24 protein-coding genes and 1 pseudogene are annotated in these 26550 nt (G+C 73.8%); 5 read left to right on the top strand and 20 right to left on the bottom strand.

What is annotated here, in order from left to right; genetic code table 11:
- Positions 1 to 136: 136 nt before the first annotated feature.
- The 3 genes from ABD350_RS05895 to ABD350_RS05905 all read right to left on the bottom strand — a co-directional run bounded on the left by ABD350_RS05895 (position 137) and on the right by ABD350_RS05905 (position 1815).
- Positions 137 to 799, bottom strand: a complete 663-nt coding sequence (locus ABD350_RS05895) for a DUF5063 domain-containing protein (RefSeq protein ID WP_344346680.1) — start codon at positions 797 to 799, stop codon at positions 137 to 139.
- Positions 792 to 1391 carry a recombination mediator RecR gene (recR, locus tag ABD350_RS05900; RefSeq protein WP_030790916.1) on the bottom strand — a complete coding sequence of 200 codons (600 nt, stop codon included), beginning with the start codon at positions 1389 to 1391 and terminating at the stop codon, positions 792 to 794. The genes ABD350_RS05895 and recR overlap by 8 nt, the downstream gene beginning before the upstream one ends.
- Positions 1392 to 1473: 82 nt before the next feature.
- Entirely contained in the window at positions 1474 to 1815 is a 342-nt protein-coding gene (locus ABD350_RS05905; protein WP_189755765.1) for a YbaB/EbfC family nucleoid-associated protein, read from the bottom strand.
- Positions 1816 to 2077: 262 nt separating this feature from the next.
- Here ABD350_RS05905 and ABD350_RS05910 point away from each other — a divergent pair, with 262 nt between their 5' ends.
- A complete protein-coding gene (locus tag ABD350_RS05910; protein WP_344346681.1) occupies positions 2078 to 2830 on the top strand; it encodes an SLATT domain-containing protein in 753 nt (250 codons plus the stop codon).
- A gap of 53 nt (positions 2831 to 2883) precedes the next feature.
- On the opposite strand, the gene ABD350_RS05915 is transcribed toward ABD350_RS05910, so the two are convergent.
- The gene (locus ABD350_RS05915; RefSeq protein ID WP_344347061.1) at positions 2884 to 3786 is read right to left on the bottom strand and encodes a hypothetical protein; all 903 of its coding nucleotides are present in this window, start codon (positions 3784 to 3786) and stop codon (positions 2884 to 2886) included.
- A gap of 549 nt (positions 3787 to 4335) precedes the next feature.
- A pseudogene (locus ABD350_RS05920) lies at positions 4336 to 5691 on the bottom strand (serine/threonine-protein kinase); the annotation flags it as partial.
- 255 nt (positions 5692 to 5946) lie between these two features.
- On the opposite strand from ABD350_RS05920, the gene ABD350_RS05925 reads away from it, so the two are divergent.
- The 3 genes from ABD350_RS05925 (at position 5947) to ABD350_RS05935 (ending at position 8884) form a co-directional block, all read left to right on the top strand.
- Positions 5947 to 7302, top strand: coding sequence for an aspartate aminotransferase family protein (locus ABD350_RS05925; protein ID WP_344346682.1), 1356 nt, complete (start codon positions 5947 to 5949; stop codon positions 7300 to 7302).
- A 126-nt stretch (positions 7303 to 7428) separates the two neighbouring features.
- Entirely contained in the window at positions 7429 to 8124 is a 696-nt protein-coding gene (locus tag ABD350_RS05930; RefSeq protein WP_344346684.1) for a GntR family transcriptional regulator, read from the top strand.
- 109 nt (positions 8125 to 8233) lie between these two features.
- Positions 8234 to 8884, top strand: a complete 651-nt coding sequence (locus tag ABD350_RS05935) for a hypothetical protein (RefSeq protein ID WP_344346685.1) — start codon at positions 8234 to 8236, stop codon at positions 8882 to 8884.
- Positions 8885 to 9015: 131 nt separating this feature from the next.
- Here the strand turns inward: ABD350_RS05935 and ABD350_RS05940 are convergent, their stop codons facing one another.
- Positions 9016 to 10299 (bottom strand): adenylosuccinate synthase, encoded by a 1284-nt coding sequence (locus ABD350_RS05940; protein ID WP_030619497.1) that lies wholly within the window; start codon positions 10297 to 10299, stop codon positions 9016 to 9018.
- A gap of 197 nt (positions 10300 to 10496) precedes the next feature.
- Here ABD350_RS05940 and ABD350_RS05945 point away from each other — a divergent pair, with 197 nt between their 5' ends.
- Entirely contained in the window at positions 10497 to 11336 is an 840-nt protein-coding gene (locus ABD350_RS05945) for a diacylglycerol kinase (protein ID WP_344346686.1), read from the top strand.
- Between the two features lie 24 nt (positions 11337 to 11360).
- On the opposite strand, the gene ABD350_RS05950 is transcribed toward ABD350_RS05945, so the two are convergent.
- The 14 genes from ABD350_RS05950 to ABD350_RS06015 all read right to left on the bottom strand — a co-directional run bounded on the left by ABD350_RS05950 (position 11361) and on the right by ABD350_RS06015 (position 26479).
- Positions 11361 to 12581: a cytochrome P450 gene (locus ABD350_RS05950; protein ID WP_344346687.1), complete on the bottom strand. Its 1221-nt coding sequence runs from the start codon at positions 12579 to 12581 to the stop codon at positions 11361 to 11363.
- A 59-nt stretch (positions 12582 to 12640) separates the two neighbouring features.
- Entirely contained in the window at positions 12641 to 13321 is a 681-nt protein-coding gene (locus ABD350_RS05955) for a response regulator (RefSeq protein ID WP_344346688.1), read from the bottom strand.
- Positions 13318 to 14691, bottom strand: coding sequence for a sensor histidine kinase (locus ABD350_RS05960; RefSeq protein WP_344346690.1), 1374 nt, complete (start codon positions 14689 to 14691; stop codon positions 13318 to 13320). Before ABD350_RS05960 ends, ABD350_RS05955 begins: the two co-directional genes overlap by 4 nt.
- A gap of 10 nt (positions 14692 to 14701) precedes the next feature.
- On the bottom strand, positions 14702 to 15871 hold the full coding sequence (locus ABD350_RS05965; RefSeq protein ID WP_344347041.1) for an acyltransferase family protein: 1170 nt from the start codon (positions 15869 to 15871) through the stop codon (positions 14702 to 14704).
- 79 nt (positions 15872 to 15950) lie between these two features.
- Positions 15951 to 17078 carry an alpha/beta hydrolase gene (locus tag ABD350_RS05970; protein WP_344346691.1) on the bottom strand — a complete coding sequence of 376 codons (1128 nt, stop codon included), beginning with the start codon at positions 17076 to 17078 and terminating at the stop codon, positions 15951 to 15953.
- A gap of 217 nt (positions 17079 to 17295) precedes the next feature.
- Positions 17296 to 18198: an alpha/beta hydrolase gene (locus tag ABD350_RS05975; RefSeq protein ID WP_344346692.1), complete on the bottom strand. Its 903-nt coding sequence runs from the start codon at positions 18196 to 18198 to the stop codon at positions 17296 to 17298.
- Between the two features lie 201 nt (positions 18199 to 18399).
- The gene (gene kynU / locus ABD350_RS05980) at positions 18400 to 19584 is read right to left on the bottom strand and encodes a kynureninase (protein WP_344346693.1); all 1185 of its coding nucleotides are present in this window, start codon (positions 19582 to 19584) and stop codon (positions 18400 to 18402) included.
- Positions 19577 to 20425, bottom strand: a complete 849-nt coding sequence (locus tag ABD350_RS05985; protein ID WP_344346695.1) for a tryptophan 2,3-dioxygenase family protein — start codon at positions 20423 to 20425, stop codon at positions 19577 to 19579. Before ABD350_RS05985 ends, kynU begins: the two co-directional genes overlap by 8 nt.
- A gap of 155 nt (positions 20426 to 20580) precedes the next feature.
- Positions 20581 to 20994 carry a DUF3151 domain-containing protein gene (locus ABD350_RS05990; RefSeq protein WP_344346696.1) on the bottom strand — a complete coding sequence of 138 codons (414 nt, stop codon included), beginning with the start codon at positions 20992 to 20994 and terminating at the stop codon, positions 20581 to 20583.
- A 248-nt stretch (positions 20995 to 21242) separates the two neighbouring features.
- Positions 21243 to 22265 (bottom strand): class II fructose-bisphosphate aldolase, encoded by a 1023-nt coding sequence (gene fbaA, locus ABD350_RS05995; protein ID WP_344346697.1) that lies wholly within the window; start codon positions 22263 to 22265, stop codon positions 21243 to 21245.
- 142 nt (positions 22266 to 22407) lie between these two features.
- Entirely contained in the window at positions 22408 to 22959 is a 552-nt protein-coding gene (gene pyrE / locus ABD350_RS06000; RefSeq protein WP_030620592.1) for an orotate phosphoribosyltransferase, read from the bottom strand.
- 10 nt (positions 22960 to 22969) lie between these two features.
- Positions 22970 to 23758, bottom strand: coding sequence for an aldose epimerase family protein (locus ABD350_RS06005; protein WP_344346698.1), 789 nt, complete (start codon positions 23756 to 23758; stop codon positions 22970 to 22972).
- Between the two features lie 43 nt (positions 23759 to 23801).
- On the bottom strand, positions 23802 to 24668 hold the full coding sequence (locus tag ABD350_RS06010; protein WP_344346699.1) for an SRPBCC family protein: 867 nt from the start codon (positions 24666 to 24668) through the stop codon (positions 23802 to 23804).
- A gap of 176 nt (positions 24669 to 24844) precedes the next feature.
- Positions 24845 to 26479 carry a polyamine aminopropyltransferase gene (locus ABD350_RS06015; protein WP_344346700.1) on the bottom strand — a complete coding sequence of 545 codons (1635 nt, stop codon included), beginning with the start codon at positions 26477 to 26479 and terminating at the stop codon, positions 24845 to 24847.
- Positions 26480 to 26550: the final 71 nt, after the last annotated feature.

Below are 26550 nucleotides of genomic sequence, written 5' to 3' on the forward strand. Positions count from 1 at the left end.
GCTCAGTCTATCGAGCGTCCGAATTCCACCCACCTGCTCCCGCATGGTGAGACATCGTCCGCCCTGGTCCGACCCTGCCCAGCGGACCGCGCACCACTCCGAAAGTGCCCCGGCTCACAGCCGGCCGCCCGGGCCGCTACTTCGCCGGCCGAAGCCCCAGCGGGGCACCGATCTCCTGGGCCATGACCCGGCCGGCCTCGAACTCCAGCGTCTCGTCGCCGATGTCGGCCTGGTCGGTGTCCAGGCCGTCCAGCTCCTCCAGGGGCTGGTTCAGCCGGACGTGGATCAGCACGGACTGCAGGGCGCGCAGCACCGCCGAGGCCGTCGCCCCCCAGTTGGAGAAGTACGAGAACTGCCACCACCACAGGGCCTCGGTGGCGCGGCCCGCGCGGTAGTGGGCCATGCCGTGCCGGAGGTCGGTGATGATGTCGGCGAGGTCGTCGGAGATCCGGGCCGGCACGGGCGCCTTGCGGGGCTCGTACGGGTCGAAGACCTCGGAGTAGACGTCGACCGGGTCCAGCAGCCGGGCGAAGTTCTCGCGCAGCTCGTCCACGTCCGGCTCCGGGCCCGGGTCGGGCTCGTAGCGCTCGTCGGGGACGAAGTCCTCGTGGGCGCCCAGCCGGCCGCCGGCGAGCAGCAGCTGGGAGACCTCCAGCAGGAGGAAGGGGACCGCCGAGCCGGGCTCGTCGCCCCTGGCCACCTCCGTGACGGCCACCAGGAAGCTCTCCACCTGGTCCGCGATCTGCACCGCGAAATCGTCCGGGTTCTGCGTCGTGGCGTGCAGCGTGGCGTCAGACATCTAGCAGTCGTCTCCCCTCGAAGGCGCGGCCGAGGGTCACCTCGTCCGCGTACTCCAGGTCGCCACCCACCGGGAGGCCGCTGGCCAGGCGGGTGACCTTCAGGCCCATGGGCTTGATCATGCGGGCGAGGTACGTGGCCGTCGCCTCGCCTTCCAGATTCGGGTCCGTCGCCAGGATCAGCTCCGTGACCGTCCCGTCGGCCAACCGCGCGAGAAGTTCCCGTATACGCAGGTCGTCGGGTCCGACGCCCTCGATGGGACTGATCGCGCCGCCGAGTACGTGGTAGCGGCCCCGGAACTCACGGGTGCGCTCGATGGCGACGACGTCCTTCGGCTCCTCCACCACGCAGATGACGGCGGGGTCGCGGCGCGGATCGCGGCAGATGCCGCACAGCTCCTCCTGCGCCACGTTGCCGCAGGTCGCGCAGAAGCGGACCTTCGCCTTGACCTCCATCAGGGCGTGCGCGAGCCGCTTCACGTCGGCCGGCTCGGCCTGCAGGATGTGGAAGGCGATCCGCTGCGCGCTCTTGGGACCGACGCCGGGCAGCCGCCCCAGTTCGTCGATGAGGTCCTGGACCACGCCTTCGTACAACGGACTGCCCTTCCTGGAGACCTTTCGGTACGTACGGTAGTTGGCTTCCGCCTCCGCCCGGAAGGCGGCCGGTCGAAGCGGGTCAGAACGGCAGGCCCGGGATGCCGCTGCCGCCGCCCAGCCCCTGGGCCAGCGGACCGAGCTTCTGCTGCTGGAGCGTCTGCGCGTTCTGGTTGGCCGCCTGGACGGCCGCCACGATCAGGTCGGCGAGGGTCTCGGTGTCCTCCGGGTCCACCGCCTTCGGGTCGATCCTCAGCGCGCGCAGCTCGCCGGCGCCGGTGACGGTGGCCTTCACCAGGCCGCCGCCCGCCTGCCCGTCGACCTCGGTGTTCGCCAGTTCCTCCTGCGCCCGCGCCAGGTCCTGCTGCATCTTCTGGGCCTGCTGGAGCAACTGCTGCATGTTGGGCTGGCCACCGGGGATCACGATCAGCTCCTCGCCGTCTTCCGGATTGTCGTCGCCGACTTTTTTCTCGGTCGTCAATGAGCCTACGTGGTCCACGCGGTCCCTGCCCTGCCACTCTTTCGGGTGAGAAACACGGCTGTCCTATACCTGATCAAGGCCCCCTTCCGGGCGGAAAAGCGGGGAAACCTCCCTCTCCGCCACCCGTTGGGCGGTAGGAAGGTGGCCGCGCGTCGGCATGGAATGTCACGCAACGCGACCGGTCGTGATCAGTAGGGAGTGCCGGGTGGGTCAGCCGGAGATGCAGCCCGAGGGTCCGCCTCAGGACGGGCGGGGCGAGGGCGCGGCCGGGCTGCGGCCGGGCGATCTGACCGGGCGGACGTTTCCGCTCGGGGACTGGGGCGAACCCGCCGAACGGCTGGACGAGCTGTACCGGTGGGTGGAGCGCCGGGGACTGGAGACGGCCGCCTGGTATCTGCGGGACCGGCTCTGGAAGCGGCGCGGGGCGCGCGCGCTGCGGATCACGACGGCGGCCGGGGCGGTGGCCGGGGCGGCGCTGCCGCTGCTGGACCTCACCGGGGTGGCCGCCGGGGCGGCGCCCTGGGGCTGTCTGGCGCTGCTGGTCGCGGGCGCCGGCATGGGCGTCGACCGGTTCTTCGGGTGCACGTCCGGCTGGATGCGGGACGTGGCCACGGCCCAGGCGGTGCAACGACGGCTCCAGGCCCTGCAGTTCGACTGGGCGTCGGAGAGCGTGCGGGAGGTGCTGGGCCCGGCGGAGGGCACGGCGAGCGAGGCGACCGAGCGGTGCCTGACGGTGCTGCGGCGCTTCTGCGAGGACATCGCGGACCTGGTGCGCACGGAGACCGCCGACTGGATGGTGCACTTCCGTACGGGCCCGGCCCCGCCGGGCATCCAGACGGCGTCGGCCACGGTGCCCCGGCAGGAGGCGGGCGGAGCGGGCGGGGCGCGGTTCCCGCTGCCCCCGTCGAACGGAAGCCGCCCGAACATGCCGAGACAGCGCCCCCCGGAACCCCGCTGAGGGCGGCCGCCGGGGCCGGCACTCCTCGCCGTACGACGGGCCGCCCCGGACTGTCACCCCTTGCTGTACGTCAGGCTCTCCCCGCCGCTCGCCTTGGCCCGCTCCAGCCTGCCGTCCGGCAGCAGGGTGACCTCGGTGGCCTCGCCCGGGGTGCAGGAGGAGGCCGGCTCCCCGGTGGTGACGGTGGACGGCCCGATCTCCAACTTCCCGTCCGCGCCGGGCGCTTCGGCCAGCTCGGCCTCGAAGACGCAGTGGTACGACCCGCCGCCCTCGGTCGGCCCGTCCGCGACCAGGGTCAGCACGGTGTCCCCCACCTCGCCCTGCCGGATGGTCAGTACGCGGCTGTTGGCGCCGACCTCGTCGCCGATGGTGGTCCGCCAGGTGCCCAGATAGGCGTCCGGTATCGCCCCGTCGGCCGGCGACTTCGAGGCGGTCGGGGAGGGCGCGGCCGAGGTGGCGGGCGGCGCCGACGCCCCGTCCGGGGCCGCGGAGCGGTGGGTGGGGGCCGTACCGACCGTGCCGCCGGCCTTCTCGGTGCCGCTGCCGTTCTTCATCAGCGCGTACACCGAGCCGCCCGCGCCCACCGCGACGACCAGCGCGATGACGACGAGCAGCGCGGTGGACCGGCCGCTGCGCCGCTCCGGCTCCTCCGGCACGCCGAGGTCGGCCGGGCCGTACGGCGGTGTGGCGCCGGGTCCGCCGGGATGCGGGTGGTACGGCTGCCGCGGCCCGCCCCAGGCGTCGGCGCCGGCGCCGGCCTGCTGCGGGTAGCCGTAGCCGGTGGGGTGCGGCTGCGGCGCGGAGTACGGCTGCGGCCGCGGGGCGCCGTAAGACGCCGGGGGTGCGGTGGGCGGCGGCGGAACCTGGGGCGTGAGCGCGGTGGGCAGGCGATCGGCGGGCGCGGGGACTCCGCCGTCGGAAACGGGGGCGTGCTCGGGAGACCCGTTACCGGCCATGAACGACACACCGGTGCCGTGGGACACCCCGGTGCCGTTCGACGCATGGGGGTCGTGGAACCCACTGGTGCCATGGGGCACACCGGTGCCGTTCGGCTCCCCCGGACCGTGCGAGCCCCCCGACCCATTCGGCGCCCCCGGACCGTGAGAGACCCCCGACCCATTCGGCACCCCCGGACCGTGGGAGCCCCCAGACCCGTTCGGCCCATCCGGCCCGTGGTGCGCACCGGATCCCGCGGTCGCGCCCGGGCCGACCTGCCCACCGGGCCCCGGAGACACGCCGGGCCCCCGAGACACGCCGGCCCCGGGAAGCACGCCGGGCCCTGAAGACACGCCGGATCCGGGAAGCACGCCGGACCGGGGAGACACACCTGGCCCGTTGGACGCACCGGGACCGGCAGGCGCGTCAGGCCCCGCAGGCACCTCAGGCCCCGCAGGCACACCAGGCCCCGCAGGCACACCAGGCCCGTGCTGCGCACCGGGCCCCGCAGGCGCCTCGGACCCGGACGGCGGCGCCCCGGTCCCCGCGAACGCGCCCGGGCCGTCCTGCCCACCCGTTCCCGGAGGCTTCTCCGGCCCGGCGGGCGCACCGGATCCAGCAGGCGCACCCGACCCATACGGCGCCCCGGGCCCCGCAGGTGCCCCGGACCTGCTGGCCGCGCCGAATCCGTTCGGCCTCCCGGTCCCGTTCGGCGTGCCGGACCCGTATGGCGCCCCGGGCCCATGCGGCGTACCCGTCCCATACGGCGGACCGGACCCGTACGGCGAACCGGACCCACGTGGCGCCCCGGACCCATGTGGCGTACTGGACCCATGTGGCCTACCGGCCCCCGCCGGCGTACCCGACCCGTACGGTGCCCCGGACCCGTACGGCCCCCCGGACCCATGTGCCGTACCGGCCCCCGTCGGCGCGGCGGTGCCCGTGAGTGGGCCGGTGCCGGGTGGGGGCGGGGCCGGTGCCGGTGGTGCCCCGCCGCCCTCCGGGTTCTCCACCTCCAGCAACCGCACCGCGTGCCGGCCGAGCTGGGCCACCAGGGCGCTGGGGAGCCAGGGGTCGCGGGAGCGGCCCCCGGTCACGGTGTCCTCGACGCCGGTCCGCTCCAGGATGTCCACCGGCGAGGGCCGGCTCGCCGGGTCCTTGCGCAGGCAGTCCCGTACGAGGTCGGCTATCCCCTCCGGCACGCCGGTCAGGTCCGGCTCCTCCTGGGCGATGCGGAACATCAGCGCGTGGACCCCGCTGTCGGCGGTCCCGAAGGGCAGCGACCCGGTGGCCGCGTAGGCGAGCACGGAGCCGAGGCAGAACACGTCGCACGCGGGCGTGATCCGGTCCCCGCGCACCTGCTCGGGCGCCATGAACCCGGGCGATCCGACGAGTGCCCCGGTGCGGGTGAGCCCCTCCGCGCCCGGTGCCGTCGTCTCCAGCGCCCGCGCGATCCCGAAGTCGATCACGCGCGGCCCGTCGATGGTGACCAGCACGTTCGACGGCTTGAGATCCCGGTGCACGATCCCGGCCGCGTGGATGTCCGCCAGCGCCTGCGCGAGCCCCGCCGCGAGGATCCGTACCGACCGCTCGGGCAGCGCCCCGTGGTCGTGGCCGACGACCTGCTGCAGGCTCGGCCCGGCCACGTACCCGGTCGCCACCCACGGCACGGCCGCCTCGGTGTCCGCGTCCAGCACCGGCGCCGTCCAGTACCCGCCGACCCGGCGCGCGGCGCGCACCTCCTGCCGGAACCGCTCCCGGAACTCCTCCCGCTCGGCCAGTTCCGCGCGGACGAGCTTCACGGCGACGGTCCGGCCCCGCTCCGACCGGGCCAGGTACACGTGCCCCATGCCGCCCGCGCCGAGCCGCGCCAGCAGCCGGTAGGCCCCGATCGCCGGCGGATCCCCCGGCCCCAGCTTCTCCATCCCCGCGCCGCCTTCCCCCCATAGGTATGCAACGCCCGAGAATAGTGCGCCGGTACGACCCCGGGCCCGGGTACTGATTCCACGGTTCCGTAACAGGGGCGGACGGCACCGGGAACCGGCCACACCGGGCGCCGCCGGAAACGCGCCACGCGCACCCCGCGCACCCTGCCGTCGACAACCTGTCGCGGATTCCCCCCGTCCACGGAACAAGACGCCGATATGCCTTCCGCATCGCGGACATTTACCCTCACCGGCATGACCCCTCAGCCCAGCCCCGAAGCCGGCGCCGCAGTGAAGGCCGCCGACCGCGCGCACGTCTTCCACTCCTGGTCCGCGCAGGACCTCATCGACCCGCTCGCCGTCGCCGGCGCCGAGGGGTCGTACTTCTGGGACTACGACGGCACGCGCTATCTGGACTTCACCAGCGGGCTCGTCTTCACCAACATCGGCTACCAGCACCCCAAGGTCGTCGCGGCGATCCAGGAGCAGGCCGCGAAGCTGACCACCTTCGCGCCCGCGTTCGCCATCGAGGCCCGCTCGGAGGCGGCCCGGCTGATCGCCGAGCGGACCCCCGGCGACCTGGACAAGATCTTCTTCACCAACGGCGGCGCGGACGCCGTGGAGCACGCGGTGCGCATGGCCCGGCTGCACACCGGCCGCCCGAAGGTGCTCTCGGCGTACCGCTCGTACCACGGCGGCACCCAGCAGGCGGTGAACATCACCGGTGACCCGCGCCGCTGGGCGAACGACAGCGGCTCGAACGGGGTCGCCCGGTTCTGGGCGCCGTTCCTCTACCGCTCCCGCTTCTACGCCGAGACCGAGGAGCAGGAGTGCGCCCGGGCGCTGGAGCACCTGGAGACCACGATCGCCTTCGAGGGCCCGGGGACCATCGCCGCGATCATCCTGGAGACCATCCCGGGCACCGCCGGGATCATGGTGCCGCCGCCCGGCTATCTGGCCGGCGTGCGCGAGCTGTGCGACAAGTACGGGATCGTCTTCATCCTGGACGAGGTCATGGCCGGCTTCGGCCGGACCGGCGAGTGGTTCGCGGCGGACCTGTTCGGCGTCGTCCCCGACCTGATGACCTTCGCCAAGGGTGTGAACTCCGGTTACGTGCCCCTCGGCGGTGTCGCCATCTCCCAGGAGATCGCCGAGACCTTCGGCAAGCGCCCCTACCCCGGCGGCCTCACCTACTCCGGCCACCCGCTGGCCTGCGCCGCCGCCGTCGCCACGATCGACGTGATGGCGCAGGAGGGCGTCGTGGAGAACGCCCGGCGGCTCGGCGAGAGCGTCGTCGGCCCCGGCCTCGCCGAGCTGGCCGCCCGCCACCCGAGCGTCGGCGAGGTGCGCGGCGTGGGCATGTTCTGGGCGCTGGAGCTGGTGCGCGACCGGGAGACCCGCGAGCCGCTGGTGCCGTACAACGCCACCGGCGAGGCGAACGCCCCCATGGCCGCCTTCACCGCCGCCGCCAAGCGGCACGGCCTGTGGCCGTTCGTGAACATGAACCGCACCCACATCGCCCCGCCGTGCACCGCGACCGAGGCCGAGCTGAAGGAGGGTCTGGCCGCGCTCGACGCCGCGCTGAGCGCCGCCGACGAACACACCGTGTGACCGTACACGGCTCCCCCCACACCAGTTCGAACGCGTAAGGTGACGTGCTCGTAAGGAAGAGGGACCCGCGGCCGCCGCGGGTCCGTACGAGCCCCGCATCCGGACGTGTGAGGAGAGGCACGGAGCATGCCCGGCAACGGCCCCGTGACGCGCAGCACCCTGCGCCAGCAGATCGCGGACGCGCTCCGTGACGAGGTGCTGGCGGGACGGCTGCGCCCGGGCCGGGCGTTCACCGTCAAGGAGATAGCCGACCAGTACGGCGTCTCCGCCACACCGGTCCGCGAGGCGCTGGTCGACCTGTCCGCGCAGGGCATCCTGGAGGCCGACCAGCACCGCGGCTTCCGGGTGCCCGAGTACTCGGTCGCCGACTACCGGCACATGGTCGAGGCCCGCGGCCTGGTCACCGACGGCATGTTCCAGGCCCTCACCGCGGGCCACCCCGCCTTCCGCACCCCGCCGGAGGACCCCCGCACAGGCGCGGCCCTGGCCACCGTGCGGCGCCGCGGCGAGGAGGCCCAGCGGGCGGCCACGGCCGGCGACCTGACCGTCCTCATCGGCTACGACCTGCGCTTCTGGCGCGAGTTGAGCGCCCTGTTCGGCAACCCCTACCTCGGCGACTTCCTGCACCGGCTGCGCCTGCAGTCCTGGGTGTGCGCGGTGCAGTACCTGCTGCGCCTGCCCGAGCTGCGCGGCCGGCTGTGGGACCGGCACACCGAACTGGTCGACGCGCTGGCCCGGCGCGAGGCGGAGACGGCCCGCGCGATCGTCGCCGACGCGGGCGCGCACTCGCTGGCACTGCTGGAACACCTGGCGGGCGGGTAGACGACCGATACGGGCCCTACGGGGAGCGTCCCCGGGCCGCAGCGACTACCCTTCCCTGACCACCCGCCGCCGTGCGTGACGGCGCGCCCGCCGATGCGAGGAGCCCTCTTTGGCCTGTGACCTGTGGCTGGTACCGCTCGTGGACGTGTTGTGCCACACCCCGGACAACCCCTTCGCCGAGGAACTCGCGCAGTACGACAAGGCGCTGGCCGCGGCCGGCCTGCCGCCGGTGCCGGTGTACCAGTACATGCCCGGCCTGTCCGGCGACGTCGCCCCGGTCGCCGGTTTCGACTACGACGCCCTGCACTTCCTGCGCCGGGCCTACCTGCTCCAGGTCTGCGGCCTGCCGGTGACACCGGTGGACGAACTGGGCGGCGACTACGAGCAGTTGCTGGAGATGTTCGAGTCGACGGCCCAGCAGTCACACCTGGTCTGGCACTACGACCACGCGGGCGCCTACGTCCCCGTCGACTTCCCGCACCCGCTCTCCAACGACGAACTCCTCGCCGGCGGCGGCCCGTTGGGCTCCTCCCAGACGCTGCTGCGGGAACTCCAGTACGTGGCCCCCGTGATCGGCATCGATCCGGCCAATCCCCCGGCCGCCCCCGCCCCGCCGCCGGCCCCCACGGAGCTGGAGGAACCGGCCGTCCCGGCCCCCTACGACCCCAGCCCCTTCGCCCGCGAACGCCACGTCTGGCTGGGCCTGCACGCGGCGGCCACCCGCTCGCTGGCCCAGGGCTCGATGATCGTCTTCAGCTGAGCCGCGCGGGGACAGCGCGGGATCAGCCTGGCATCGGCCTGGAATCGGCCTGGAACGGCGTGGGATCGGCGTGGGAAAGAAAGACACCCTGCCGGCCGGACCGGCAGGGTGTCCCGTGCGGGGGCCTCGTCCTACAGGAACGAGTTGATCTCGATCGTCTCGTCCCGGCCCGGACCCACGCCGATCGCGGAGATCGGGGCGCCGGACATCTCCTCCAGCGCCTTGACGTACGCCTGGGCGTTCTTCGGCAGGTCGGAGAAGGACTTCGCCTTGCTGATGTCCTCGGACCAGCCCGGCAGCATCTCGTAGACCGGCTTCGCGTGGTGGAAGTCGGTCTGCGAGTACGGCAGCTCCTCGACCCGCTTGCCGTCGATCTCGTAGGCGACGCAGACCGGGATCTGCTCCCAGCCGGTGAGCACGTCCAGCTTGGTGAGGAAGAAGTCGGTCAGACCGTTGACGCGGGTGGCGTAGCGGGCGATGACCGCGTCGAACCAGCCGCAGCGGCGGTCCCGGCCGGTGGTGACGCCCCGCTCGCCGCCGATACGGCGCAGCGCCTCGCCGTCCTCGTCGAACAGCTCGGTCGGGAACGGGCCCGCGCCGACCCGGGTGGTGTAGGCCTTCAGGATGCCGATCACCCGGCTGATCTTCGTCGGGCCCACGCCCGCGCCCGTGCAGGCGCCGCCCGCGGTCGGGTTCGAGGAGGTGACGAAGGGGTACGTGCCGTGGTCGATGTCCAGCAGCGTGCCCTGGCCGCCCTCGAAGAGCACGACCTTGTCGTCCTCCAGGGCCTGGTTCAGGACCAGCACCGTGTCGGCGACATACGGCCGGATCTGCTCGGCGTAGCCCAGCAGCTCCTCGACCACCTGGTCCGCGGCGATCGCGCGCCGGTTGTACAGCTTGGTGAGGATCTGGTTCTTGACGTCGAGGGCCGCCTCCACCTTCTGCTGGAGGATCGACTCGTCGTACAGGTCCTGGACCCGGATACCCACGCGGTTGATCTTGTCGGCGTAGGTCGGGCCGATGCCGCGGCCGGTCGTACCGATCTTGCGCTTGCCGAGGAAGCGTTCCGTCACCTTGTCGACGGTCACGTTGTACGGCGTGATGATGTGCGCGTTACCGCTGATCAGGAGCTTGGACGTGTCGACGCCACGCTCGTTCAGACCGCTCAGCTCGGAGAGCAGGACCGACGGGTCGACGACGACACCGTTGCCGATGACCGGCGTACAGCCGGGCGACAGGATTCCGGAAGGGAGGAGGTGCAGTGCGTACTTCTGGTCGCCCACGACGACCGTGTGGCCGGCGTTGTTGCCACCCTGGTAACGCACCACGTAATCAACGGAACCACCGAGGAGATCCGTCGCCTTTCCCTTGCCTTCGTCACCCCACTGAGCACCGAGCAGCACAAGTGCGGGCACGCGCGTACACCCCTTCCGGGCGGGGCATGTCCAAGGTCGGGGGCATGGGCGTAAGGTTCACCGCCGCGTACCACCGCGACCGTCGTTGGTCGCACAACCGTCGGACCGGATGCCCCGGAATAGACGAAGCCCCTGGCGCAATAGCGCAAGGGGCTCTTGCACAAAGATGCTACCCGAGGAAGCGAGGCAGGACCGAGGTGGCGACTTCCGCGACGTCCGATCAGCTGCTGGTGATCATCGATCCGGCGGCACGGCAGGCGGACGGGGAGTCCGTACGGATCGCGAAAGACGTGCTCAGCGCGGGTGCGCCGGCCAAGCTGTGCCTGCCGGACGGCCCGGAGGAATTCGCTCGCGCCCTGGACCGCAGGGGGGCGCGGCGACCGGTCGTGGTGGGTGACGGCCGGGCGCTGACCCGAGCCGTCACCCTGCTGCACCGGCGCGGGGAGCTGGCCGGATGCGCGTTGTCCGTGGTGCCGGTCGGGGACACCTCGCTCGCCGAGTCGCTCGGGGTGCCCGGTGGCGCGGTGGCGGCGGCGCGGGCGGTCCTGGACGGCGTGGAGCGGCGGCTGGACCTGCTGGTCGACGACGGTGACGGCGTGGTGCTGGGCGCGCTGCGCATCCCGCCGGTGCCGGCGAGGGCGGGCGCCGCCTCCCCGGTGCCGGTCTCCACGGGCCGGCCCTGGTACCGCTCGCTGGTCCGCACGCTCGCCGCCCGCCCCGCCCGGCTGTCCGCCGTGCCCGCCCCGAGCGCGGCCCGGCTGCGGGTGGAGGTCGACGGGCGGCCGGTGGTCGACACGGACCAGCCGGTGGAGGCGGTGTCGGTGACACCGGGCGCGGCCGGGGTGGCCTCGGTGGAGGTCCGGCCGCTGTCGGTGGGCGCGGAGGCGACCCCGCTGCTGGCCTCCGGCCACACGGTGACGGTCACCGGGGCGGAGTTCCGCTACCGGGCCGACGCGGCGGTGTCCGGGCCGGTGCGCCGGCGGACCTGGCGGGTGGTGGAGGGCGCCTGGGGCCTGGTCCTGCCCGCCGGGCGCTGACCGCGGGAAACGGGGCGCCTGGGCTCAGCGCACCTCCACGCGCAGCCCCCGCAGCCCCCTGATCACGAAGTTCGGCCGGCGTTCCGGTTCCGCCGCGAGCGCCAGCGTGGGCGCCCGCTCCAGCAGGGCCGTCAGGGAGGCGGCCAGCTCGATACGGGCCAGGGCCGCGCCGACGCAGTAGTGGATGCCCGCGCCGAAGGAGATGTGCGGGTTCTCCGCGCGGGTGAGGTCGAGGCGGCCGGGGCCGGCGAAGACGGCCGGGTCGTGGTTGGCGGAGCCGAAGAGCAGGGCGACCTCGGCGCCCCTCGGGATCACGGTGCCGCCGACCTCGATGTCGTCCAGGACCCAGCGTTCGAAGAGCTGGAGCGGGGTGTCGTAGCGCAGCAGCTCCTCGATCGCGGACGGGACCAGCGCGTGGTCGGCGCGCAGGGCCGCGAGCTCGCCGGGGTGGCGGAAGAGGGCGTACCAGCCGTTCACCGTGGCGTTGACGGTCGCCTCGTGGCCCGCGTTCAGGAGCAGCACCACCGTGGAGACCAGCTCCTGCCCGGTGAGCCGGTCGCCCTCGTCATGGGCCGCGATCAGGGCGGAGACCAGGTCCTCGCCGGGCTCGGCGCGGCGGGCCGCGATCAGCTGTCGGAGGTAGTCGGAGAACTCCACCGACGCCCGCACCGCCCGGGCCGCCGTCTCCTCGGACGGGTTCAGCTCGTACATCCCGCAGATGGCCGCCGACCACGGCCGCAGCAGCGGCCGGTCCGCCGCGGGGATGCCGAGCAGCTCGGCGATCACCGCGACCGGCAGCGGTTCGGCCACGTCCGTCAGCAGATCGCCGCCGCCGTTCTCGACCAGGGCGGCCACCAGCTCCTCCGCCAGCCCGCGCACATACGGCCCCAGCCGCTCCACCGTGCGCGGGGTGAACGCCTTCGCCACCAGGCGCCGGATGCGGGTGTGGTCCGGCGGCTCCAGGTCCAGCATCCCGTGGTCGTTGAGGGTGTGGAACGGCTCGTGCTCGGGCGGGGGCGGGGTACGGCCGAACTCCTCGTGCGTGAACCGGTGCCTGTAGGTGCGGCCGAGCCGGCGGTCCCGCAGCAGCGCCGAGACGTCCGCGTGGTGCGGCACCAGCCACTGGTCGCTCGGTTCGTACCGGATCACCCGGCCCCGGGCGCGCAGCTCGGCGTAGGCCGGGTAGGGGTCGGCGACGAACGCCGGGTCCCAGGGGGCGAAGACATGGTCCGCAGCAGCTGCCATGAACGGACGCTAGCCCGGCCCGCCCCGCCTGGCCAGCCTCCGCCCGGCCCGGCCCGGGGTCAGCGGGCGCCGGGGCGGACCACACCGGACTCGTAGGCGTAGACCGCGGCCTGGGTGCGGTCGCGCAGGCCCAGCTTCACCAGGATCCGGCCCACGTGCGTCTTCACGGTCTGCTCGGCCACGACCAGCCGCTCGGCGATCTCCGCGTTCGACAGGCCCTGCGCGATCAGCGCCAGCACCTCCGTCTCCCGCTCGGTCAGCTCGCCGACACGCCGTCTGAGCGGGGCCCGGCCACCGCCGTCCAGGCGGGAGAACTCCGCGATGAGCCGCCGGGTGATGCCGGGGGCCAGCAGGGCGTCGCCCGCGGCCACGACCCGGACCGCCTCGGCCAGCTGGTCCGCGGAGGCGTCCTTGAGCAGGAAGCCGGAGGCGCCCGCCCGCAGCGCGTCGTACACGTACTCGTCCAGGTCGAACGTGGTCAGCACCAGCACCCTGACGGCGGGGTGGTCCCCGGTGATGCGGCGGGTCGCCTCGATGCCGCCCAGCTCCGGCATCCGGATGTCCATCAGCACCACGTCCGGGGCCAGTTCGGCGGTCCGGGCGATCGCGTCCCGGCCGTCCACCGCCTGCCCGATCACCTCGATGTCGCTCTGGGCGTTGAGCAGCACGGTGAAGCCCTGCCGGACCATCTGCTGGTCGTCGGCGATCAGGACACGGATGCTGCCGGTACCGCTCGTCATGGGGTCTGTTCTCCTGTCGGGCGCTGGTCGGGCGGGTCCGGGACGTCCCCGGGGAGGAAGGCCGTGACGCTGAAGCCGCCGCCCTCGGTGCCGCCCGCCGTGAGGCGGCCGCCGAGCATGGCCACGCGCTCGCGCATACCGAGCAGCCCGTGGCCGGCGCCGGGGGACGGCGGGGCGGGATGCCGGGGCGGGGTGTTGTCCACCACCAGCCGCAGGCCCTCCGGGAGATGCCCGACCTCGACCCGCACCCGGGACCCGGGCGCGTGCCGCAGCGCGTTGCTCAGCGCCTCCTGCACGATCCGGTACGCCGACAGCTCCACACCCGGTGCGTGGGGCCGTATCGCGCCCACGACCTCGGCGGTCACGTCCAGTCCCGCCGCGCGGGTGTTCTCGATCAGCGCGTCGAGCCGGTCCAGCGTGGGCTGGGGGGCGTCCGGGGCCGCTCCGGTGCCGGGGGCGCCCAGGCCGTAGGGGTCCTCGGGGTTCTCGGAGCGCAGCACCCCTAGGACCCGGCGCAGTTCGGTGAGCGCCTCCAGCGCGTTGGCGCGGATACCGGAGAGGTTCTCCAGCAGCTCCGGGGAGGGGTTCTCCACCAGGTGCGGGGCGACCTGGGCCTGGATGGAGATCACCGACATGTGGTGGGCGACCACGTCGTGCAGCTCCCGGGCGATCCGGCTGCGCTCCTCCAGCAGGGTGCGGCGGGCCCGCTCCTCGACGCTGATCGTCGTCTGCTGGACCAGTTCGCTACGGGCCTGCTGGCGGCTGCGCAGGGCGCTGCCGGTGACGGCCATGACGGCGCACAGGCCCACCGCCAGGGTGCCGGTGCCGGAGTAGTGGCCGGTTCCCATGGAAGCCTGTAGGACCCAGGTCACCGCCGTGGTCACGGTGAACGCGGCCACCACGCCGGCCGGCCGGACGCGCAGGGCGAGCAGCAGGAAGACCGCCATGTGCGCGATCACCGTGGGCGTGGTCCAGGGCCAGTTGGGACCGGAGCCGCCGGGCGGGAGGGCGGCCAGGTGGGGGCGGGCGAGCAGGGCGGTGGCGGTGGCGGCGGCCAGGGACAGCGCCCAGGCGGAGAGCGGGCGCCAGCCGGCCAGGAGGAGGGCGGCGGCCTGGAGGGAGGTGGTGATCAGGGCGACGGGGAAGGCGATGCGGTAGGAGTCGGAGACCTCGGCGCCGCCGCCCGCGGCGATGGCCAGCGCGACCCAGCCGAGGACGAAGTAGGTGAGCAGGCGGGCCCAGCGGTACCGGGAGTACGGGGGCGAGTTACGGGTGGGTGCCTCGCCCAGCCAGGCGCGCAGTCGGGTGGTGGCGCGGGGCGGGGTGCGAGGGCCCTCGGCGGGGGCGGCGGTCGGGTCCTCGGGCTGCACGAGATCAACTTTAGGCATGGTGCGGGGTCTTCGTCGGCGGCAGATGGCGGTGGACCACCCGGGACGGGCGACGGCGCGAGCCCCGCTCACGGTGGTGGAAGGCCGCCAGGCACAGGGCCAGGGCCATGGCGAACACCGGCAGCCAGGCCAGCCGGTACGCCACCCAGCCCGGGGAGTCGGGCGCGGTGTGCAGACCGGGCAGGCGGCCGGCCACGAGCGCCGTGACGGTGGTGGCCGTCATCGCCGTCTGGTGCCACAGGAAGACCGTCATCGCCGAGAGGTTGACCAGGGCCACCGCCGCCCAGACCAGGGGCCGGGCCGCCGCCCGGCGCAGCCGGTCGCGCAGCAGCAGGGCCAGACCGCACTGGGCCAGGCCGAACGTGACGGCCGCCAGGGTCGGCGGGTTCAGGTTGGAGACCGCGCTGTTGGGGACGCCGACCATGGACGCCGGGTAGCCCGCGCAGCCGATGAGGAGTGCCGTGGCCGCCGTACCGCCGAGCAGCAGGACCCGGGCCGAACGGCGGCTGCGCAGCTCGCCCCGGGCCCAGGCCGCGCCCAGGGTGTAGGGCACCAGCCAGCCGGCGGCCAGGTTGGTCCAGCCGAGCCAGGACGGGCCGAGGTGCAGGCCGAAGCGGAGCAGGTCCACATGCAGGACGACGGCGAGCGGCCACAGCGGGTTGAGCCGGGCGACGAGCGGGGTGGCGGCCGTCAGCGCGGCGAAGACCAGCAGGAACCACAGGGGGGACAGCGCGAGTTTCACCAGGCTGTGGACGGTCGCCGGCGATGTGCCGGTGAGGAGCAGAGCGGCGGCGGTCACCGTCCACAGGCCCAGCAGGGCGGCGACCGGGCGGAGCAGACGGACCAGGCGGGCGCGCAGCCACCGGCCGTAGGAGTCGCCTCGGGCGTGGGCGGTGGCCAGGCCGCGGGTCGCCACGTGGCCGCCGACCAGGAAGAAGACGGCCAGTGTCTGGAACAGCCAGGAGAGCGGGGCCAGCCAGGGCCGGTGCCGCAGCGGGCTCTCGGTGTGCAGGGCGCCGTCCTGTACGACCAGGGCGGTGACCAGCCAGTGTCCGAGGACGACACCGAGTATCGCGAGGGCCCGCAGCGCGTCGACCGCGCGGTCCCGGGAGGCGGGGGTGGCGGCGTCCAGGCGCCGGGCGCCTTGGCGGAGGACGTCCAGGCGGAAGGTGTCCGGGCGGGGGGCGTCCGGGCGGGGGGCGTCCGGGGCGCGGCGCGGGGCGTGCGCCCGGGGGGTCTGCTCAGGCACGGGTCACCTCCGAGGTCTCGCCGAGGGTGATCCGGGCCAGGTTGGCGAGGGAGGCCGAGCCCGGGGTGAAGTAATCGCTGTGACCGGCGCCGGCCGCGTCGAAGACCCGGGCACCGAAGGCGGCGGAGACGGGGTCGGTGCCGAAACCGACGGTGGTGCCGGTGCCGAACAGTCCGGTCCGGATGTGCGGGACGTGCGCCACCCAGTCGGCGGCGCCGCGGGCCGCCCAGACGCGGGCGCGGGTGCGCAGGGCGGCGGCCGAGCCGGCGCCGGTGCCGGGGCTGCCGATCAGGGCGATGTCGTCCGCGGCGAGTCCGGGGGCGGCCCGGCCGCAGACCACGGAGCCGTAGGAGTGGCAGAGGACGGTGAGGTGCGCGCCGGCGGGTGCCGCGGTGCGCAGGCCGCGAAGGAAGGCGCTCAGGCGCGGGGCGGCTTCGTCGGCGCGGGTGGTCGTGGTGACGGTGGTGCTGACCGTGGCCGGTGTCTCGTAGCCGAGCCAGGCTATGACGGCCACGGTGTTTCCGGTGGTGTGACTTTCGGTGGTGCGGTGGGCGAGGGCCGTGTACAGCGACGCGGCGGCGCGGTGGAAACGGGGGTAGGTGTCGAGGGTGGTGTCCGAGCCGGGGACCAGTACGGCGATGTGACGGGCGCGGGCCAAGTCTCCTATGACCTCCGTGGCTTGGCCGTTTCCCCGGCCGTCGAAGGCGAGGAGGTGGCGGGAGGGTGCGGCGAGGGCGCGGTCGGCCTCGGCGCGCCGGGTGTCTCCGTGGGCGGCGGCCATGCGGGCGGCTTCGGCGGCGTTCCTCCGGTTCGCCTCGTAGGCGGAGGGGAGGGTGGCGGGGGTGAGGGGAGTGGTGAGGGTCGTGGGAAGTGGGGCGGGGATCGAGGGGCGGGCCGCGCCTGCGAGGGGGAGGACTATGGCGGCGGCGAGGAGGGCGGGAAGCAGGGCACGGAGGAGAGCGCGGCGGAGGGGACGGGGGTTCCTGGGCCGGGCGCGGTGCGTGCTCCGGTGCGGGTGCGTGTTCCGGTGCGGGTGCGGGTGCGTGTTCGGGTACGGGTCCGTGTTCCGGTGCGGGTGCGTGGTGGGGGTGTCTCCCACCCGCCCCTCTAGCTCCCGCATGGCGATGTTCCTCGCCGGACGCGGGACGCCCCCGTGGGGCCCGGTCGCCGTGGACGGCTGGTGGGGCGTCGTGGGTTGTGGGCGGGGCCCCATGGTGGCTTCCTTTCCGGTGGCCCGTCCATCGGGCTTGACTGGGAAGGAAGTTACGGATCGGGGGGTGTCGCCGGCGTCCCGCCAGGGAGCTGTTGTGACGCGTAGCTCTCAGGTACTACGGGTATCACCAAGCCAGTTGGGCGATCTCCTCCGCCACCACCGCGCAGGCGTCCGCCGCCGGGTCGATCAGCGGGAAGTGGCCCACGTCCTCCAGCAGCGTCAGCCCGGCCACCTCGCCCGCCTTCGCCGCCGCCTCAGCGTACGACTCGGCCACCTGATGCGGCACCACGTCGTCGGCCCGCCCCTGCACCAGGGTCGTGGCGATACCCGTCGGCAGCAGGAGCGCCGGATCCGCGTACGGCCGGCGCTCGGCGAACGCCCCGCCCCCGCCGAGGAGTTGCCTCGACGCGTGGTCGCACACCCCCAGCTCCTCCGCCACCTCGATGTCCGCGATCGGCGCGAGCGCGACGACACCGCGCAGCGGCGCCGGGCGGTCGGTACGCCATGGCGCGTCCGCCGGGAGCACATGCCGGGCCGCCGCCCACAGCGCCAGGTGGCCGCCCGCCGAATGCCCGGTCAGCACCATCCGGCGGGCGTCCGCCCGCACAAACACCTCGCGGACCAGCGCGGGCAGGGCATCCAGGGCCGCCGCGACATCGTCGAACGTGTCGGGCCAGCGGCCGGCGGGCGGCACGCTCCCCTCACCGGCCACCCCGCCCCCGGCTTCCTCGCCACCCCTCCGGTACTCGACATTGGCCACCACGAACCCCCTGCGGGCCAGGTAGTCGGCGAACGGAGTGACATGGCGTCGGTCGTAGCGCGCTCGCCAGGCGCCGCCGTGCAGGACGACGACCAGCGGGGCGAGGGCCTCGGGGTCGGTGGCCTCCCCGCCGGGGCGGGGAGCGTAGAAGTCGATCACCTGGTCGGGGTGGTCACCGTACGCGGCGGTGGCGTCCGGCTCGACCGGCGGATGCGAGAAGGCCGACTCCTCTTCGGCCGCGCGGGCTGCTGCGGCGTCGTCCGGCATGCTCCAACCTCTCAGCTACGGGACGGGGGTTGCGGACCAGGTGGGGAACGGCCGTTGGCCGGGACGGTATCAGGCCGGTGACGTGCGGGGACACGGGCATTTCACACACGGTGGGGGCAACTGCTTCGGCCTGCCGGGACAAGCCCTCGGCAGGCCGAAGCAGAGGTTCCGGGACGGCCCGGAGTCCGGGAATCCCGGACCCTAAGCCAGTTCCTCCCCCAACACCCGGGCCGCCCGTTCCACGTCCCGGAATCCCACGTACAGCGGGGTGAAGCCGAAGCGGAGGATGTCCGGGTGGCGGAAGTCGCCCACCACGCCCCGGGCGATCAGGCGTTTCATCACCTCGCCCGCGTCGGCGCAGCGCAGGGCGATCTGGCTGCCCCGCTCCGCGTGCCGCTCGGGGGTCACGCACTCCACCCGGCCGGGCTCGGTGTACGCGGCCACGCACCGCAGGAAGAAGTCCGTCAGGGCCAGGGACTTGGCGCGGACGGCGGTGATGGACACCCCCTCCCAGACGTCGAGCGCGGCCTCCAGCGCCAGCAGGGACAGGATGTCGGGCGTGCCGACCCGTCCCCGCACGGCGCCCGGTGCCGGGGCGTACGCGGGGTTCATCCCGAACGGCTCGGCGTGGGAGTTCCAGCCGGGCAGCGGGGAGTCGAAGCGGTCCTGCAACTCCTCGCGCACGTACAGGTACGCCGGTGCGCCCGGGCCGCCGTTCAGGTACTTGTAGGTGCAGCCGACCGCGAGGTCCACGCCGTGCTCGTCCAGGCCCACCGGCAGCGCGCCCGCGCTGTGGCACAGGTCCCACACCGCGAGGGCGCCCGAGGCGTGGACCGCGGCGGTGAGCGCCGGCAGGTCGTGCAGCCGGCCGGTGCGGTAGTCGACGTGGTTGAGCAGGACCGCGGCCGTACGGCCGGACAGCGCGTCCGGCACCTCGGCCGGGGTGACCGCGCGCAGGGTGCGGCCGGTCAGCCGGGCCGCCGAGGCGGCGATGTAACCGTCGGTGGGGAACGTCGTCGCGTCGACCAGGAGTTCGTCACGGCTCTCGCCGGCCATGCGGACCGCCGCGACCAGCGCCTTGAAGACGTTGACACTGGTCGAGTCGCCCACGACGACCTGGCCGGGCGCCGCGCCCACCAGCGGGGCGATCCGGTCGCCGACCCGCTCGGGCGCCGTCCACCAGCCGCTCTCCTCCCAGGAGCGGATGCGCAGTTCGCCCCATTCGCGACGGACGACGTCCGCCAGCCGGTCGGGGACGTGCGCGGGCAGGGCGCCCAGCGAGTTGCCGTCCAGATACACGACGTCGTCGAGGACGAAACGGTCCCGCAAGGGCGCGAGTTCGTCCTCCGCGTCCAGTTTCTCCGCGCGCAGGGCCAGTTCAGACATGGGACCTCGCCGTCCACAGCTCGGGGAACACGTTCTTGCGGGCGCGCTTCTCCAGCCAGGCCACGCCGGCGGAGCCGCCCGTGCCGGCCTTGGCGCCCATCGCGCGCCGAGTGGCCACCAGGTGGTCGTTGCGCCAGCGCCACACCAGCTCGGCCACATCCGTCAACGCCTCGCCGAGGCGGGCGAGTCCGTCGCTCTGGTCACCCGCGTAGATCGCGGCCCAGGCTGCTTCCACGGCCTCCGAGGGCTCGTAGCGGGCGGAGACCTCCCGGTGCAGCACGGAGTCCGGGATCGGGTGGCCGCGCCGCGCGAGCAGCCGCAGCACCTCGTCGTACAGGCTGGGCTCGTGCAGGGCCTTCTCCAGTTCCGCGTGGACGCGCGGGGTGCCCTGGTGCGGTACGAGCATGGAGGCGGACTTCTCGCCGAGCAGGAACTCCAGGCGCCGGTACATCGCCGACTGGAAGCCGGAACCGTCGCCGAGCGCGCCGCGGTAGGCGTTGAACTGCGCCGGGGTGAGCTGGCCGAGCGGCTTCCACGAGGCGTTCAGGGCCTCCAGCTCCCGCACGGAACGTTTCAGCGCGGCGGTCGCGGTCGGTACGTCGTCCGAACGGAGCGCATGGGCGGCCGTCTCCCACTCGTGCACGATCACGGTGAACCACAGCTCCATGACCTGGGTGGTCACCAGGAAGACCATTTCGCCCGGGTCGTCGGAGAGGGTGTGCTGGAGGTGGGTGAGGACGTCGGCCTTGACGTAGTCCTCGTACGGCGTCGTCCCCGCGAAATCCAGATTCGGGGTCTCGGGCTCAGCGGCCTGGTGAGGGTGGTGAGCCTGTTGGGACATCGCTGTCTCCTGTGTTACTCCGGGTAGCGGTCCGCCCCTGCCGATGCCGGCACGGGGGCCCCGGTCCCCACCCAGCCATCCTCCGCAATGCCCCGGGGGACGGCAAGGCCCGCCTGTCGCCAGACGGGCCACACCGGTGACGTCCGTACCGCCGGTCAGCCCAGGGTCTGGGCCGCCGTCGGCGAGGAGTCCTTCAGGAACTGGGTGCAGCGCTCGTACTCCTCCTGCTCGCCGATCGCCTGGGCGGCGCGGGCGAGGGCGTGCAGCGCGCGCAGGAAGCCGCGGTTCGGCTCGTGCTCCCACGGGACCGGGCCGTGGCCCTTCCAGCCGCTGCGGCGCAGGGCGTCCAGGCCGCGGTGGTAGCCGGTACGGGCGTAGGCGTACGACTCCACGACCGCGCCCCGCTCGAACGCGTCGTCGGCCAGCTGGGCCCAGGCGAGGGACGAGGTGGGGTGCTGGGCGGCGACCTCCGCCGGCGCGGTACCGGCCGCGAGGGCCTCGCGGGGCTCCGGGTCGTCGGGGAGGTGGGTCGGGGGCGGTCCGCCGAGGAGGTTCTGGTGAATCGTCATGGGTTCAGTGTGGCTCACGAGGGCACCGGGCCGCCGGGCTGCCCCGAAGGGGCACGGAACCGCGCGAGCGCCCCACCACCGGGCCGCACACGGAAAACGGCCGCACCTACCTGCCGGCCAGACCAGGCAAGGCCAGGCAGGCAGGCAGGGCCACACCAGGCCAGGCCGGACGTCCGTACCACCCGGTACCGAAATGCACAGCGGGCCCGGCGGCAGGGACAGCCGCCGGGCCCGCCGTGGGGCACCGCTTACTTGATCTTGTTGCCCGCCGAGCGCAGGTTCTGCGTGGCCTGGACGACACGCGCGGCCATGCTCGCCTCGGCCAGCTTGCCCCAGGTGCGCGGGTCGTAGGCCTTCTTGTTGCCGACCTCGCCGTCGACCTTCAGGACGCCGTCGTAGTTCTGGAACATGTGGCCGGCGACCGGACGCGTGAAGGCGTACTGGGTGTCCGTGTCGATGTTCATCTTCACCACGCCGTTCTCCAGCGCGGTCAGGATCTCCTGCTCGGTGGAGCCGGAGCCGCCGTGGAAGACGAAGTCGAACGGGGACTCCTTGCCGAACCGGGCGGCGACGCCCTCGTTCAGCTCCTTCAGCAGCTCCGGACGCAGGACGACGTTGCCCGGCTTGTACACACCGTGCACGTTGCCGAAGGACGCGGCCAGCAGGTAACGGCCCTTCTCGCCCAGGCCCAGGGCCTCGGCGGTGCGGATGGCGTCGTCGACGGTGGTGTACAGCTCGTCGTTGATCTCGTGGGTGACGCCGTCCTCCTCACCGCCGGTGGGGGTGATCTCCACCTCCAGGATGATCTTGGCGGCGCGGGCCTGCTCCAGCAGCTCCTGCGCGATCTCCAGGTTGTCGGCGAGGGTCTCGGCGGAGCCGTCCCACATGTGCGACTGGAACAGCGGGGTGAGACCGGCGTCGACGCGCTTCCTGGACAGCGCGATCAGCGGACGCACGTACCCGTCGAGCTTGTCCTTCGGGCAGTGGTCCGTGTGCAGGGCGATGTTGACCGGGTACTTCTCGGCGATGATGTGCGCGAACTCGGCGAGCGCGACCGCGCCGGTCACCATGTCCTTGCTGTACTGGCCGCCGAGGAACTCCGCACCACCGGTCGAGATCTGGATGATGCCGTCGCTCTCGGCCTCCGCGAAGCCGCGCAGTGCCGCGTTCAGGGTCTGCGAGGAGGTCACGTTGATGGCCGGGTAGGCGAACTTGCCTGCCTTCGCCCGGTCGAGCATCTCGTTGTAGACCTCGGGGGTTGCGATGGGCATCTGTCCGCTCCTTGTGTTGCGGGTAGGGGTTCTGCGTTACGGCCCTGACCTAGACCTGGGGGGGCGACGTCATCGTCGGCCCCATCTTCCCAGACATGACCCGATGGTCCACGCGCCGGTCAAGACCGGAACATCCGGAACGTCAGTCCAGCCCCAGTTCGTCCTTCGAGAAGGCGAAGCGGTAGGGAACACCCGCGCCCGCTTCGATCTTCTCTGCGGCTCCGGTGGCCCGGTCCACGATCGTGGCGACGGCGACGACCTCCGCGCCGGCCTCCCGCACGGCCTCGACGGCGGTCAGCGGGGAACCGCCGGTGGTGGAGGTGTCCTCGACCACCAGGACCCGGCGGCCCGCGATGTCCGGGCCCTCGACGCGCCGCTGGAGCCCGTGCGCCTTGGCCGCCTTGCGGACCACGAACGCGTCCAGGCGACGGCCGCGCGCGGCGGCGGCGTGCAGCATGGCTGCGGCCACCGGGTCGGCGCCCATGGTGAGCCCGCCGACCGCGTCGAACTCCAGGTCCGCGGTCAGGTCCAGCAGCACCTGGCCGACCAGCGGGGCGGCCTCGCCGTCGAGGGTGATGCGGCGCAGGTCGACGTAGTAGTCGGCCTCCAGGCCGGAGGAGAGGGTCACCTTGCCGTGCACCACGGCCTTGTCCTTGATCTGCTGCAGCAGCGCGCCGCGCACGTCGTCCGTCATGCCGACCAGCTTAGAGCCGACGCCAGCTCCAGGTCGTACTCGCCTCCAGCGGCTCCAGCGGGGTGACCAGGCGCGGAAGGGTGTTCAGGCCGTTGGGCGGGCCGGTCTGCGGCTCGACGCAGACGGCCTCGGCCTGCTCGTCGTAGACCACCACCCACTCCTCGCGGCTCGCCACCTTCAGCTCCAGCCGGTCCGGCCAGGTGAGGGTGACGTCGACCCCGCCGGGCATGCCGAAGCAGTCGTCCCAGGGGCCGGGCCGGGGGTCGGTCCGGTTGCCGGTGGGCAGGTGGTCGGCGCCGCGCTCCTCCTGCCAGGCGGGCGCGAAGTCCATCCGTACGTCGGCGCCGTCGAGGTTCCGGTTGAACCACGGATGCCAGCCGAGCTGGGCCGGGAAGGAGTCGTCGTACGCCTCCACGGACATGGTCAGGGTCAGGCCGTCCTCGGTGAGCGCGACGACCTGGGTGACGCGCCCGGGATGCGGCCAGGGGTCGGTCAGCTCGTACGTGATCACCGCCTCGTCCGCCGAGACGCGTGCGGTGCGCCAGGCGCCGTCGCGTGCGGTGCCGTGGATGGCGTGCGGCGGGGAGTTGAGCGGCATCCGGCGTTCGGTGCCGCCGTCCAGGAAGCGGCCCTCGCGGATCCGGCCGCACCAGGGCACCATCGGGAAGCAGCCGTAGCGCGGGCCCTGCCGCAGCAGCTCCAGGGAGCCGATCCTGAGCCCGCTGATCCGGCCGCCGTTCGCGGGGCTGACGCGTACTTCCGCTTCGCCTGCGGTCAGCGTGATGTCTTCGTTGCTCACGGGACGACACTACTGGGGCGCGCGGCGGGTGTGCGGGCGCCGGTCAGCGTCGTCTGCGCAGGGCGCGGGTGACCACGATCGCCGAGGCCAGGGCGAGGGCCGCGGCGGGAGCCGCCCAGCGCAGGGCCGGGTTCCCTACGACGGTCTGGGGGGCGGGCACGGGGGCGTACCGGCCGCGCGGCGGGGCGTGGTCGACCTCCTCGGCGCTGCGCCCGATCATCGTCCGCCGCGCGTGCGCGGCCTCGGCGGGCGGTTCCCCGGTATCGGCGAAGTCCTCGGCGAGTGGGTCGGGGTGAACGGGGCCTACGCCTTCCGTGCCGGTGCCGGTGTCTTCGGCGTCGGCGGTGTCGTCGGCGGTGTCGTCGTCCCGGTCCAGTGAGGGCGGCGGGACCTCGGTGTCGAAGACGGAGGCGCCGGGTTCACCCGCCACCGCGGACGCGTCGCCCACCGGCTGCCCGTCCGCCACCGCCGGCTCGTCCTTCGCCGCCGGCTCGTCCGCCGCCAAAGTCTCCAGGAACCGGTTCAGCAGCCTCGTCACCGCCGAAGTCACCGTCTCCGCCGGGAGTTCCGTGATCCGGCCGGAGGCGGTCGCCGTGCCCTCGGCCGTGACCGTGCAGCCTTCCTCGGCGGCCGTGAGCCGCAGGGTCAGGGACAGCTCGACCGCGCCGGTGCCGCGGGCCTCGGTGGCCTCGGCCTCGACCCCGTACGTACCGTCGGCGCGCGGGGTCACCCGGGCCGTGCCGCGGTAGGTGACGGAGTGCCCGCCGACGCGGAGTTTCAGGCGGCCGGTGATCGGTTCGGCACCGGCGTCCTGTTGCAGCCCGGGGACGGCGCGGGCGACGCGAGCGGGGTCGGTCAGGGCGGCGCCGAGCCGGTCGGTGGAAGCCTGGACGAAGACCTGGTGCTCCATGGTCCGGGAGCCTACCCATTCGCGGCCGGAACTCACCCGGGAGTGCGGACGGCTCCGCGCCCGGCCCCTCGTTTGCCCACGCGCCCACCGGCCGGCCCGGCGGGACGGCGGCCGTGGCCCTCTGGCCTTCTGGCCCTCTGGCCCTCTGGCCCTCTGGCCCTCATGGGGGTGAGGCCTCAGTACCGCGGGTGCACCAGCGTGGATTCCCGGAGCCCGTCGATCCGGGTGCGGTCGGCCGCCCGCGCGGCCGCCGTCAGCCGGGCCTGGGTCAGGGTGTCCGGCCGCCAGGAGCCCAGGCGCAGGGGCGGCGGGGTGTGGCCCGGGGCCGCCAGCAGGAAGCCCCAGTCGTGCGGGGCCCGGGACACGCCCGCCGAGCGGTCGGGGCCGGCCGCGAAGCCGCTGTCGTGGCCCGGCACCCGGTACGGCGAGACGCCGAAGCCGGCCGCGCGGAGGGTCGCGGCGACGGTCCAGTAGGCGCGCGGCCGGGTGGTGACGGGACCGGCGTGCACCACCAGGCGGCCGTGCGGGGCCAGCATCCGGCGGGTCAGGCCGTAGAACTCCTGGGAGTACAGCTTGGCGCTGGCGGTGATGCCGGGGTCGGGCAGGTCGGCGATCACCACGTCGTAGGCCCGCCCGCGCGCCCCCCGCAGCCAGGCGAGCGCGTCGGCGGTGGTGACGCGGACGCGCGGGTCGGCCAGGGCGTGCGCGTTGACGGCCGCGAGGCCGGGGTCGTGGCGGGCCAGTTCCACCAGGTCCCGGTCCAGCTCGACGAGGTCGAGGCGGCGTACGTCGCGGTGGCGCAGCACCTCGCGGGCGGCCAGTCCGTCACCGCCGCCGAGGATCAGCACGCGCGCGTGCGGGCCGGTCAGGGCCGGGTGGACAAGGGCCTCGTGGTAGCGGCGCTCGTCCCGGCCGCCGACGCGGAGCCGGCCGTCCAGGAAGAGGTCGAGGGGCCGGCCGCGAGTGCCGCCGGCCAGGACGATCTCCTGGACGTCGGTCTGTACGGCCACCCGCACGTCCCTGCCGTACACGGCGTGCCGGGCGGCCCGTTCGAAGTCGTCGGCGAGGGCGGCGGCGGTGGCGAGGACGCCGAGGACGGCGAGAGCGGCGAACAGCAGGAGCCGGCGGGCGCGGCGGCCGAGGTCGCGCCGGAACAGGCCGAGGACCAGGGCGCCGCCCGCGACCACGTTGACCGTGCCGGTCAGCAGCGCGCCGGTCAGCTGGCCGAGGAACGGCAGGAGCAGGAAGGGGAAGGCGAGGCCGCCGATCAGGGCGCCGACGTAGTCCGCGGCGAACAGGTCGGCCACCGCGCCGCCCGCGTCCTGCCGCCGGACGCGCTGGATCAGTTCCATCAGCAGCGGCACCTCGGCGCCGATGAGCAGGCCGATGGCCAGGGAGAAGGCGACCAGCAGACAGCGCGGTCCGGCGGCCCAGAGTCCGCCCCAGCCGGCGGTCCAGGCGAACACGGCGTACAGCGCCATGGCGCTGCATCCGCCGACCAGCGCGAGGACCGCCTCCACCGCGCCGAAGCCGGCCGCCGCGTGGCAGCGCAGCCGTTTGGCGCCGAGGGAGCCGATGCCCATGGCGAACACCATCACGGAGAGCACCACGGACGCCTGGGTGACCGAGTCGCCGATCAGGTACGAGGCGAACGCGACGAGTTCGAGTTCGTACACGAGTCCGCAGGCCGCGCAGACGAAGACGCACACGAGGACCAGGAACCGCCCGGTGCGGGGCCGGACGGGCAGCCGTGCGGGGCTCGTCCAGGAGGGCGGGGCGCCTGGGGGCGCGGGGGCGTGCGGTTCGATCACGCTGCGACGTTACGTCACATGCCGGGCACGCTTCGTCACCCACACGTGTGGATCCGGGGGCGGTTGACGCA

The sequence above is a fragment of the Streptomyces nogalater genome (assembly GCF_039532885.1).
In the GTDB taxonomy this organism is placed as follows: Bacteria; Actinomycetota; Actinomycetes; order Streptomycetales; family Streptomycetaceae; genus Streptomyces; species Streptomyces nogalater.